At 71.1% G+C, this 11,459-nt stretch carries 9 protein-coding genes; 5 read left to right on the plus strand and 4 right to left on the minus strand.

The genetic code is table 11. The features are described from left to right. Positions 1-267: bL28 family ribosomal protein (locus tag JNL41_RS12890; protein ID WP_293475526.1), on the plus strand; the 267-nt coding region annotated here is incomplete at its 5' end. 105 nt (positions 268-372) lie between these two features. Here JNL41_RS12890 and JNL41_RS12895 read toward each other — a convergent pair. The 3 genes from JNL41_RS12895 to cobT all read right to left on the minus strand — a co-directional run bounded on the left by JNL41_RS12895 (position 373) and on the right by cobT (position 3,326). Then, on the minus strand, positions 373-699 hold the full coding sequence (locus tag JNL41_RS12895; protein ID WP_365698232.1) for an esterase-like activity of phytase family protein: 327 nt from the start codon (positions 697-699) through the stop codon (positions 373-375). Between the two features lie 72 nt (positions 700-771). Continuing rightward, entirely contained in the window at positions 772-1,380 is a 609-nt protein-coding gene (locus JNL41_RS12900; RefSeq protein WP_293475530.1) for an esterase-like activity of phytase family protein, read from the minus strand. Further along, complete coding sequence (gene cobT, locus JNL41_RS12905; protein WP_293475532.1) at positions 1,377-3,326, minus strand: cobaltochelatase subunit CobT; 1,950 nt, start codon at positions 3,324-3,326, stop codon at positions 1,377-1,379. Before cobT ends, JNL41_RS12900 begins: the two co-directional genes overlap by 4 nt. 180 nt (positions 3,327-3,506) lie before the next feature. Here cobT and JNL41_RS12910 point away from each other — a divergent pair, with 180 nt between their 5' ends. The 3 genes from JNL41_RS12910 (at position 3,507) to JNL41_RS12920 (ending at position 7,281) form a co-directional block, all read left to right on the plus strand. Beyond that, positions 3,507-3,686, plus strand: a complete 180-nt coding sequence (locus JNL41_RS12910; protein ID WP_293475534.1) for a DUF1328 family protein — start codon at positions 3,507-3,509, stop codon at positions 3,684-3,686. Between the two features lie 235 nt (positions 3,687-3,921). Continuing rightward, positions 3,922-6,051: a TonB-dependent siderophore receptor gene (locus tag JNL41_RS12915; RefSeq protein ID WP_293475536.1), complete on the plus strand. Its 2,130-nt coding sequence runs from the start codon at positions 3,922-3,924 to the stop codon at positions 6,049-6,051. Positions 6,052-6,060: 9 nt separating this feature from the next. Beyond that, positions 6,061-7,281, plus strand: coding sequence for a PepSY-associated TM helix domain-containing protein (locus JNL41_RS12920; RefSeq protein WP_293475538.1), 1,221 nt, complete (start codon positions 6,061-6,063; stop codon positions 7,279-7,281). A 3-nt stretch (positions 7,282-7,284) separates the two neighbouring features. Here JNL41_RS12920 and JNL41_RS12925 read toward each other — a convergent pair whose 3' ends face one another. Beyond that, on the minus strand, positions 7,285-8,466 hold the full coding sequence (locus JNL41_RS12925) for a DUF3089 domain-containing protein (protein WP_293475540.1): 1,182 nt from the start codon (positions 8,464-8,466) through the stop codon (positions 7,285-7,287). A gap of 141 nt (positions 8,467-8,607) precedes the next feature. Between JNL41_RS12925 and JNL41_RS12930 the strand changes: the two genes are divergently transcribed. Continuing rightward, positions 8,608-11,211 carry a PQQ-binding-like beta-propeller repeat protein gene (locus tag JNL41_RS12930; RefSeq protein ID WP_293475541.1) on the plus strand — a complete coding sequence of 868 codons (2,604 nt, stop codon included), beginning with the start codon at positions 8,608-8,610 and terminating at the stop codon, positions 11,209-11,211. Positions 11,212-11,459: the final 248 nt, after the last annotated feature.

Raw genomic sequence — 11,459 nt, forward strand, 5'->3', positions numbered from 1 at the left:
GGCCCGATGGTCGGCCACAACGTCAGCCACTCGAACATCAAGACCAAGCGCCGGTTCATGCCGAACTTGGTCGCGATCAAGGTCCAGTCCGATGCGCTCGGCCAGACCTTCAGCCTGCGCATGACCAACGCGGCGCTCCGCACGCTCGACTTCAAGGGCGGCCTCGACGCGGTGCTCCTGAAGGCCAAGGACGAGGTGCTCTCGGCCCGCGCGCTGAAGATCAAGCGCCAGGTGAAGGCCAAGCTCGCGGAAACCGCCGCGGCCTGAGCGCCCGGCCCGGTTCGTCGCTTCCGAAAGGGGCCGCTGGAAACAGCGGCCCTTTTGCTTTCCCGCCTCTCCCGTCTGCGGCAGGCCAGGCAGGCGCGTCGGTCGCTACCGCTTCGCCCGCGGCCGCCAGTCGAACGCCATCAGCAGCGTCCGCTGGCCCGTGGGCCTGCCCTCGGAGAACCCGAAGTTGTCGTCGGCGATCAGGTAGAAGCGGATGGCCCCGTCCGGCCGGGCGACGGCCGCCAGGCCCTCCAGGTTGTCCACCGTCAGCGGCCGGGCGATCTCCATCTGGTCGACCAGGCGACCGGCGGGGTCCAGCACCTTCAGCTTCACCGTGTTGCCCCGCAGCGGCGAGAACGAGCGCAGCAGGTAGGCGAGGCCGCCGCCCGGCACGTTGTCCATGGCCACCAGTTCGGAGCCGTCCAGCGGCAGGTCGCGGTCGCGGACGCAGGCGTTCGATAGGCGTCAGAGATAGGTTTGGCCACTGTCCTCCAGCCCGCCGCGTTAGGCGTCGGGCGCCACGTCGGGCGCCGCGACCAGCGCCTCCATGCCCTTGTTGTCGGTGTAGCGGATGTCGGGCCGGGGCGCCTCGCGCGGCGCCCCGCCGTCCTTCGGGAAGGCGAGGATGCGGTCGTGCTGCTCGAAGCTCACGATCAGCTCGCCGCTGGCCAGCCGCGCAACGCCTTCGGAATCGTACTCGCGCGCGCCGCCGGCGAACAGGTCCGCCCCGTCCGGCGACTTGAGCGAGATCAGCGTCGCGGCGGTGAGGCCGGCGAGGCGGCCCGCGCCGTCCAGCACGATGCGCGCCTCCAGCATGTCCGACTGGTCGCCCATCGCCAGCAGGCGGCCGTCGGAGGTGACCTTCAGGTCCGACATGCCGTGCAGGCGGCTCGTCTCGCGCGAGGTGATCGACACGCCCCCGGCGTAGGCGAAGGCCCCGATGCGGTCGCGCGACGGGTCGTTCGGATCGAGCGGCACGGCCTCGGCGTCCACCCGTATCGCCGCGCCCACGGCGACCGGCGACGCGGGCAGGGGCGCGACCGGCGTGGCGCATCCGGCGGCGAGCAGCAGCGTGGCGCAGAGCCCCGCGGCGAGCCCCGCCGCCGGCCTCACGCGGTGGCCCTCCGCACTTCCTTGAAGCTCGAGCGCCGCATGGCGCCGCCCTGCGGCCCCTGGGTGTTGGGCGGCGGCGCCAGCAGGTTGGCGTTCTTGCGGGTGACCCTGCGGATCTCCTCGTCGAACAGGTCGGCCAGTTGCTCGACCATCGCGCCGGCCAGTTGCTCGACGTCCACGATGGTCACGGCGTTCTTGTAGTAGCGGGTCACGTCATGGCCGATGCCGATGGCGATCAGTTGCACGGGGCTCTTGGCCTCGATCTCTCCGATCACCTCGCGCAGGTGGCGCTCCAGGTAGTGCCCGGAGTTCACGCTCAGCGTGGAGTCGTCGACCGGCGCGCCGTCCGAGATGACGAGCAGGATGCGCCGCGCCTCGGGCCGGCCGATCAGCCGCTGGTGCGCCCACATCAGCGCCTCGCCGTCGATGTTCTCCTTGAGCAGGCCCTCGCGCATCATCAGGCCGAGGTTGCGGCGTGAGCGTCGCCAGGGCGCGTCGGCCGCCTTGTAGATGATGTGGCGCAGGTCGTTCAGGCGTCCCGGCTGGGCGGGCTTGCCGGCCTTCAGCCAGTCCTCCCGCGACGAGCCGCCCTTCCAGGCCCGCGTCGTGAAGCCCAGGATCTCGGTCTTGACGCTGCACCGCTCCAGCGTCCGCGCCAGGATGTCGGCGCAGACCGCCGCCACCATGATCGGCCGCCCCCGCATCGAGCCCGAGTTGTCGATCAGGATCGTCACCACGGTGTCGCGGAACTCGGTGTCCTCCTCCTCCTTGAAGGCGAGGGACGAGGTCGGGTCGGTGATGACGCGGGTCAGGCGCGCGGTGTCGAGCAGGCCCTCCTCGAGGTCGAACGACCAGGCGCGGTTCTGCTGGGCGAGCAGCTTGCGTTGCAGCCGGTTGGCGAGCCGGCTCACCACGTTCGACACCGAGGCGAGCTGCTGGTCGAGGTAGGCGCGCAGGCGCGTCAGTTCTTCGGGGTCGCAGAGCTCCTCGGCGGCCACCACTTCGTCGTGGGCGGTCGTGAAGACCTTGTAGGTCACCGCCCGGTTGTCGCCCGACGGGTCGGGCCGCGCCGGCGTGTCGCCGTCGCCCATCTCCGGCGGGTCGTCGGTGTCCTCGGCGTCGGGGTCCTCTTCCGACTGCTGCATCTGGCTGTCGGAGTCGTCGGCCTCGCGCGTCTGCGACTCGTCCTCGTCCATCGCCGACTGCTGCGGCGACTGGCTTTCGCCGTCGCCGTCCTCGTCGTTCTCCGAGGCTTCCGCCTCGCCCTCGTCCTCGCCCTCGGCGTCGTCCTGCTGTTCGGGGGCGTCGGACAGGTCGTCGCCCATCGACAGGTCGCGGATGATGGTGCGGGCGATCCGCGCGAAGGCCTTCTGGTCCTGCAGCGAGCCTTCCAGCCGGTCGAGATCGGCGCCGGCCTTGGCCTCGATCTCGTCGCGGAACATGTCGACCAGCGCCCGCGCCATCGGCGGCGGCGGCTCGCCGGTCAGGCGCTCGCGCACCATCAGGCTCACGACGTCGGCCAGGGGCGGGTTCGCCATCGCCTCGGTCTCGTTGAACACGCGCCGTTGCCAGGCGTGGTTCATCACCGCCTTCAGGTTCTCCTTCACGCCGCCCATGGCGGTCGCGCCGATCGCCTCGATCCGCGCCTGCTCGAGCGCGTCGTAGATCGGCTGGCCGCCGCCCGACGCCGGCCGGGTCTTGGCGTGGGCGGCCGGATCGTGGTGGGCGATGCGCAGCGCCATCTGGTCGGCGAGCCCGCGGATGCGCGCGGCGTCGTCCGGGGTCAGGTCGCGGGGCGGGTGGGGCAGGACGGCCCGGTTGCCCGACAGTTGCGGCCCCTCGCCCGAATAGACGATCTCCAGGTCCGGCGTCTCGGCGAGCGAACGCGCGGCGTGCGCCAGCGCGCGCTTGAAGGGCTCGAGGGGGCTTTCCGGGTTCTTGGCCATCTGCGCCGGTCTTAGATCACGCCTGACCCCGCGAAAACCGAAGCTTTTCGCTCGCCGGGCAAAAATGGGACGGGCCTCGCCCGCCGCGGGGCCCGGGGCGAAACAAGGCATCGTGCGGCGGGAACAGCGGAGCCGTGGCGGCGTTTCGCAGGCCTTGGATACCTGTTCGAGGAGAGCGTCATGTTGAAGTGGGCTTTGATCTTCGCCGTCGTCGCCATCATCGCCGCGGCCCTGGGCTTCGGCGGCATCGCCGGCGCCGCCGCCGGCATCGCCAAGTTCCTGTTCTTCCTGGCCGTGATCGGCTTCGTGCTGTTCCTGGCCCTGGGCATCTTCGCCGGCCGCAAGATCACCGGCCGCTGACCTCCCCCGCGCAGCGGCGGGAGGGTGACCGCTCGCCGAGGCCGGCGCAAGCCGGCCGCAGAGCGAGTGGTGGAGGGGCGAGGTCTTCAGGCGACCCGGAGGGCCCCGCGGCGCACGCGGGGCCCTCTCTTTGCGTCAAATTGCAAATGACTCTCAATCGGCTTGCGACTGCGATTTATTCGCAATAGTACCGGCCCCACCGCGCCACTCGGCGGCGGATCGGGGGACGATCGAGATGCGTAGCGATCTGGTTCTGGCGGCGGCGGTGTCCGTGCTGGCCGCACCCGCGTGGGCCGCGGACGCCGGGGCCGGCGACGTCGCCACGGTCGACGAGGTGGTCGTCACCAGCCGGGCGCAACGGCTCTATCGCGTGGAGACGACGACCGTCGGCAAGGTCGACGCCGATCCGCTCGACATCCCCCAGGCCGTCCAGATCCTCAACGCCCAGCTCATCGAGGACCAGGGCGCGCGCGACATCACCGACCTCTACCGCAACATCTCCGGCGTCAGCTTCTTCTCCTACGCGGGCGTGACCTTCCGCGGCTTCCGCCAGGACGGCTCGGGCACCTACTACGACGGCCTGCGCGGCGACCCCTTTATCGGCTTCTCGGTGCCGCAGGTCTTCAACATCGAGCGGGTCGAGGTGCTCAAGGGACCGGCGGGGATGCTGTACGGCCCGGCCTCGCCCGGCGGCACGATCAACTACGTCACCAAGAAGCCCAAGGACCAGTTCGGCGGCCAGGTCCGGCTGATCGGCGGCAACTACGACCGCCTCGGCGCCTCGGGCGACGTCACCGGCCCGCTGCTGGCCGATCGTCTTAGCGGCCGCGCCGCCCTGTTCTACGAAGAGCGCGACAGCTTCCGCCGCGGCGCGTCCAGCGAGACCTTCATCGGCGACCTCGGCCTGACGCTGCACGTCGCGGACGACCTCGACCTCACCGCCCAGTACACCGCCTACGACCAGAACCTGCCCGGCAACCGCCTGCGCGGCGTCCCGGTCGATCTCTCCGGCAACTTCCTCACCGACATCTCGTGGAATCACAACGAGCCGAGCGACTTCCTGAAGTCGAGCGCCGAGGTCTATCGCGCCGCGCTGGTCTGGAACCCCGACGGGCCGATCAAGGGCGATGTCCAGGTCCGCCACTTCGACGCCAAGGAGGCGCAGGAGTACCACGAGCAGCGCGACCTGCTCGACACCGACCGCAACGGCGTGATCGACACCATCAGCCGGGAGTTCCGCGACCAGCGCCGCGCCAACGACGGTCTGGCCTTCGGCGGCAACCTCTCGGCCGACTTCGCGACCGGCGCCATCCAGCACCGCGTTCTGGTCGGCGGCGACTGGTACGAGGAGAACACCAGCCTGCTCTCGCGCACGGCGGTCGATCCCACCCGCGGCGGCCCGGTCCCGAACCTGTCGATCACCAACCCGGTCTATGGCCGCACCAGCGGCGCGAACTATGGCCTCCAGGCGCGGCCCTACACCCGCTCGGCCACGGCCAGCCGCCGCTCCGGCGTCTACATTCAGGACCAGGTCGCCATCGCCGATCGGTTCATCGTGGTGGGCGGCGTGCGCTACGACAGCTTCAAGGACCGCAACAAGGTCAACGGCGTGGCCTACAAGGACAACGACCTGACCTGGCGTCTGGGCGCGGTGTTCAAGGCCCGCGACGACGTCTCGATCTACGGGAGCTGGTCCAACACCTTCGAGCCGCAGGCCGCCGCCAGCCAGGACGTGGCGGTGGGCGGGCCGTTCGCGCCGGTCACGGGCGAGCAGTACGAGGGCGGCGTGAAGACGGCGCTGATGGGCGGCCGCGTCCAGAGCGGCTTCGCCGTCTATCGGATCGTGCGCGAGAACATCCTGCAGACCGACACCACCCGCCCGCCGGTCAACGGCCGCAACCAGCTCGCCCCGATCGGCGAGGTCACGGCCAAGGGCGTCGAGTTCGACCTGTCGGCCGACGTCACGCCCGACTGGGTGCTCACGCTCAGCTACGGCTACAACGACACCAAGGTCACCGGCACGGTCCCGGGCCAGGCGATCACCAACGCCATCGGCGACCGCTTCGTGAACGCGCCCAGGCACAAGGTCGGGTTCTGGACGCGCTACCAGGTCGAGGCGATCCGCACCGCGTTCGGCTTCGGCGGCGAGTACGTCTCCGAGCGCGTCGGCTTCGACCGCGAGCGGGTGAAGCCCTATACCGTCTTCGATGCCTCGATCACGACCACCCTCGACTTCGGCGAGGTCATGCTCCGCGTCGACAACCTTTTCGACAAGACCTACGCGGCGTCCGGCTTCGGCCTGCGCAACGGCTCCTTCCCCGGCGAGCCGCGCACCTGGTTCGTCGAGGTCCGCCGCAAGTTCTAGGGGTCCGCCGTGACGACCCTCGCCGCCGATCCGCCCGCCGCCCGGACCCGTCCGAAGGGCCGCTCGCTGTGGTGGGTCGTGCATAGCTGGGCGGGGCTGAAGCTGTCGATCTTCATGACCTTCGTCCTGGCGACCGGCACGCTGGCGGTGTTCGCCCACGAGTTCGACTGGATGGTCACGCCGGCCATGCGGGTCGCGCCGCAGTCCGCGCCGCCGGCCAGCCTGGGCGCCATCGCCGCCGCGGCCCAGGCCGAGATTCCGAACGGCCGCCTGCAGGTGGTCTACATGCCCATCGACCCCTGGTTCGCCGCCGAGGTCTGGCTCGACACCGGCAAGTCGCGGATCGAGCGCGTCTACGTCGACCCCTGGCGGGCCGAGGTGACCGGCCATGCCGGCTGGGCCAACATCCACCGCTTCCTGCGCCAGACCCACCGCCACCTGATGCTGCCGGTGAACTACGGCGTGCCCATCGTCTGTTCGCTGGCGCTGCTGCTGCTGGTGTCGCTGATCACGGGCCTCGTGACCTACAAGAAATTCTGGCGCGGTTTCCTGCGACGGCCGCACTGGACCGGCGGCGCGCGGCGCCTCACCGGCGACCTGCACAGGCTGGGCGGCCTGTGGAGCCTGTGGTTCGTGGCCCTGATGATCGCCACCGGCGTCTGGTACTTGGTCGAGGAACTGGGGGGCCGCGCGCCGGACCATCCGCAGCCGCCGAAGATCGAGGGCGAGCTCTCGGCGCCCGCCGGGCCTGAGCTGGACCGCCTCATCGCCCGCGCCCAGGCCGCCTACCCGACGCTCCGCATCACCGAGGTGCGCTTCCCCTCGGCGAAGGGCGCGCGGGGTCTGGTCGTGCAGGGCCAGGCCGACGCCGTGCTGGTCCGCGACCGCTCGAACGCCGTCTGGCTCAATCCCGACACCGGCGCCGTCGTGATGGTGACGCGCGGCGAGGACCTGGGCGTCCACCAGCGGATCTCGGAGATGGCCGATCCGCTCCACTTCGGGACCTGGGGCGGCTTCGCCACCAAGGTCGTCTGGTTCCTGTTCGGCGCGGTCATGACCGGCCTCTCGGTCACCGGCGTGATGATCTACAGCCTGCGCCTGAAGGCCGTCCACGAAGAGGGGCGTGGCCCCATCGCGCGGGCGTTCCGCGGGATGGGCGCATGGGCCTACCCCGCGATCGGCCTGATCCTGCTCAGCCTCGTTCTCACGCCCGCCGGTCTGGCCGGCTGATCGCTACTTCTTCGCCAGGTAGGCCTTCGACTCCGCGGCCACCACGTCGACCAGGTTGCCCATGGCGATGTTGGCGTCGATGAGGTGCAGGCCCCAGTCCGCCGCCGGGCCGCCGGGGCCCATCACGTCGCCCGGAATGTCGTCGGCCCGCGGATCGGACGGGACGGCGTTCACGTGCGCCGCCAGGTAGTTGAAGCCGTCTTTCGACACGCACTGGCCGGTCAGCAGGCCCGGCAGCGCCACGAACGGCGTCTTCGGGTTCGCCTTGCCCTTCACCCACGGCGGGTTCTGCTGGCTCGAGTCCGCGATCTGCGCGGCCGAGTTCGACAGGTAGGCCTTCAGTTCGCCCTTGCCGCCCGCGAGGTTCGCCGGGTTCACGCACACCGCCTCCATCGCCGGGTTGCCCGCGATGCGGCCGAAGCGGCTGTTCGCCGGCGGCGGGGCGGTGTCGCGGAAGGTGGCGTAGGCGATGACGCAGCCGGTCTGGCTGGCGCTCTTGCAGGTCGGGATCGACTTGAAGACGCCGGTGTCCTTGCCCTTCTCGACGCCCAGGCTCGTGCCCAGCAGAAGCGCGGAGACGAGCTGCTTCTGCACCGGCTTGCCGTCGATCTCGTTGCCGATCAGGCGGGTCAGCACGCCCGAGCCCTGGCTGTGCCCGATCAGCACCACGCCGCGGCCCTTGTTCTCGTGGGCGAGGTAGTAGTTCCAGGCGTCGACCACGTCGGCATAGCCGACCGCGCGGGTGGCCGGATCGGTCGAGCCGGGCAGGGGCTTGCCGGCGATCGCCGCGCGCAGGCCGGTCAGCGTGAACTGCCGGTAGAGCGGCGCGTAGATGCGGCACTTCGAGCCGAACCGCGCGAGCTGGGCGCGCACCACGTTCAGCTCCTCGGCGTTGGCGGTCATGTCGCTGACGGGGCCGGGGTCGTTCGAGACCGTCGGGTAGACGTAGAAGCAGTCGATCGGCGCCTTCGGGTCGGCCTTGAAGGCCTCGACGCTCGACGAGCCGTCGGCCTTGATGACGGTGGTGGTCATGTCGACCGAGCAGGCGTCGCCCGCCTTCCCCGGCCAGCACAGCCAGGCGTCGGGCTTGCCGTAGTCGTTCTGCGCCATCTGGGCGGCGGCCGGGCCGCCTGCGAACAGCGCCGCGCCCACGGCGGCGGCGGCGGCCAGAATCCCAGTCGTCATCCGAGCGTTCAACATCTCCCCGAGCCCTTCTGTTTTCGAAATTTGCGTATGATGATCGCGCGACCGGGGCGGCCGGTCCAGTCCCCATGACGCACGCGCAAACCCTGCTAAGGTTCATCCACGAGACTCGGGGAAACGGGCATGGCGACTGAGAAGGAAGCGGGCTGGCCGGCGCGCATCTGGGCGGCGATCGGCGGCGGCCTGGTGGCTCTCGTGGGCGTCCTGCTGCTCGCGGGCGGCGGCTGGCTGATCTACCTCCAGGGCTCGCCCTACTACCTGCTGGCGGGCGCCGCCGTGATCGCCACCGGCGTGATGCTCGTGCGCCGCCATCCCGCGGCGGGCCTGGTCTACGCCGCGACGCTGGCCGTCACCCTCGTGTGGGGCCTGTGGGAGGCCGGCTTCGTGTTCTGGCCGCTGCTGCCGCGCCTCTTCGCGCCGGCGGTGCTCGGCCTGTTCGTGCTGCTGGTGATCCCGGCTTCGCCCAAGGGCCGGCTGCGCGGCCAGTCGGCGGCGGCCGTGGCGCTGCTGTCGGTGCTCTCGATCGGCGTGCTGGGCGCGGCCCTGCCCGCCACCTTTACCTGGGGCCAGGCCGAGGTGGCCGCGCCCGCCACCGCGGCCGCCCCGCCGGCCGTCGCCCAGTCGGACTGGCGCTATTACGGCCGCGACCCCGGCGGTTCGCGCTATGCGCCCGTCGACCAGATCAACCGCGAGAACGTCGACGACCTGAAGGTCGCCTGGACCTTCCGCACCGGCGAGAAGCCGCAGCGCGGCAGCCAGGACCAGAACACCCCGCTGCAGGTGGGCGACACGGTCTACCTCTGCACGCCGACCAACGTGGTCATCGCCGTCGACGCCGACAGCGGCCGCGAGAAGTGGCGTCACGATCCGAAGGTGAAGCCGCACTTCTGGAACCGCTGCCGCGGCGTCGGCTACTGGGACGGGACCCAGCCCAAGGTCGCGCTGTCCGGCCCGGTCGACGCCGCCCTGGCGGCGAAGCCGGCGGTGAAGGGCGGCACGGTCGTCGTCGGCGACGACGCGCCTCCCGCGCCCGCGGCCAAGGCCGCCCCTGCGACCATCGCCGCAGCCCCCGCCGCCAAGGCCGCCGCGGCGCCGCCCGCCGCGGCGCCGCCCGCCGCGAAGAGCCCCGCCGCGAAGAGCCCCGCCGCTGGGTCCCCCGCCACGAAGACGGCCGCCGCGCCGGCCGGGCCGCTCTGCGCGCGCCGCATCATCTCCTCGACCATCAATGCCGAACTGTTCGCGCTCGACGCCGCGACGGGCCAGCGCTGCCCGGGCTTCGGCGTGAACGGCATGGTCGACCTGAAGGTCGGCATGGGCGCGATCAAGCGCGCCTTCTACTTCCAGACCTCGATCCCGACGGTGATCGGCGACGTGGTCGTCATCGGCGGCTGGGTGGCCGACAACCAGGAGCTGGCCGAGCCCTCGGGCGTGGTCCGCGCCTTCAGCGTCAAGACCGGCGAACTGGTCTGGGCCTGGGACCTGGGCAACCCCGCCATCACCAAACTTCCGCCCGAGGGCCAGACCTACAGCCGCGGCACGCCCAACGTCTGGTCGACGCCGGCCTTCGACCCCGACCTCGGCCTCGTCTACCTGCCGGTGGGCAACGCCACGCCGGATTACTGGGGCTCGCACCGCTCGGCCGCCTCGGAGCAGTACTCGTCGTCCGTCGTCGCCCTCGACGCCGCCACCGGCCGCGAGCGCTGGAAGTTCCAGACCGTGCATCACGACGTCTGGGACTACGACGTCCCCAGCCAGCCGATGCTGATCGACTTCCCGCTGGCGAACGGCGCCACGGCGCCGGCGCTGATCCAGCTCACCAAGCGCGGCCAGATCTTCGTGCTGGACCGGCGCACCGGGACGCCGCTGACCAAGGTGGTCGAGGTGCGCGTGCCGCAGGACCCGGCGCCCGGCGAATGGCTCTCCCGGACCCAGCCCTACTCGGTGGAGATGCCCACGATCGGCGTCGATGCGCTCTCCGAGAAGATGATGTGGGGCGCGACGCCGCTCGACCAGCTCCTGTGCCGCATCACCTTCCGCAGCCTGCGCTACGACGGCGATTTCACGCCCCCGGGGGCCAGGCAGGCCTCGCTGCAGTATCCGGGCAACGCCGGCGGCATGAACTGGGGCTCGGCCGCCTTCGACGCGCGGCGCGGCCTGCTGATCTTCAGCGACGTGCGCATGCCGCAGAGCGTGAAGCTGAACCCGCCGTCGGCGAAGAAGAAGCCGGTGCTGGCGCTCAGCCTCGCCAAGGGCCGGCCGCCGCAGTCGATGAAGGCGGTCGCCTACGAGGCCGACAACACCTGGCTGTTCAGCCCCATCTTCGCGCCCTGCCTGCAGCCGCCGCACGGCATGCTGACGGCGGTCGACGTGAAGACCCGCCAGATCGTCTGGCAGGTGCCCGCCGGCACGGCCGAGGCGCAGGCGCCGCTGGGCCTCCGGAGCAACCTGCCGATCCCGATCGGCACGCTCGGCGTCGGCGGCACGATCGCCACGGCCGGCGGCGTCTCGTTCCGCGCGGCCACCACCGACGCCTACCTGCGCGCCTACGACAACGCGACGGGCAAGGTGCTGTGGCAGGGCAAGCTGCCGGTGCCGGCCGCGGGCACGCCGATGACCTACGTCTCGCCGGCCTCCGGCAAGCAGTACGTGGTCATCAGCGCCGGCGGCGCCGGCGGCCTGCCGGGCGCCGCCAAGGGCGACTACGTCATCGCCTACGCCCTGCCGTAGGCGAGGGAGCGGCCCGGTGGCCTGAGGCGTAGCCGCGCGCCGCCTCGGCGAACGGTCGGGTCCGATCGGCCAGCCCTCGGAGTGATCGGGAAACGATCGGCCGCGCTCGGAGCAAGCTCGGTCGCGCCGGCGCTGCGCCGCCGGTACTCAAGTCCCTGCGTAGCCTGGGGAATCTAGGGAATTCCGATGACCGACGTGAATGCGTTCGTTGGCCGCCGTATGAGGCGGCGGCGGCGTCTGATGGGGCT

Source organism: Phenylobacterium sp., assembly GCF_016793285.1.
GTDB lineage: Bacteria > Pseudomonadota > Alphaproteobacteria > Caulobacterales > Caulobacteraceae > Phenylobacterium.

Bases quoted from the DNA above. Each gene is read 5' to 3' on its own strand.
- cobT (WP_293475532.1), bottom strand. From the start codon at position 3,326: ATGGCCAAGAACCCGGAAAGCCCCCTCGAGCCCTTCAAGCGCGCGCTG.
- JNL41_RS12910 (WP_293475534.1), top strand. From the start codon at position 3,507: ATGTTGAAGTGGGCTTTGATCTTCGCCGTCGTCGCCATCATCGCCGCG.
- JNL41_RS12915 (WP_293475536.1), top strand. From the start codon at position 3,922: ATGCGTAGCGATCTGGTTCTGGCGGCGGCGGTGTCCGTGCTGGCCGCA.
- JNL41_RS12925 (WP_293475540.1), bottom strand. From the start codon at position 8,466: ATGACGACTGGGATTCTGGCCGCCGCCGCCGCCGTGGGCGCGGCGCTG.
- JNL41_RS12930 (WP_293475541.1), top strand. From the start codon at position 8,608: ATGGCGACTGAGAAGGAAGCGGGCTGGCCGGCGCGCATCTGGGCGGCG.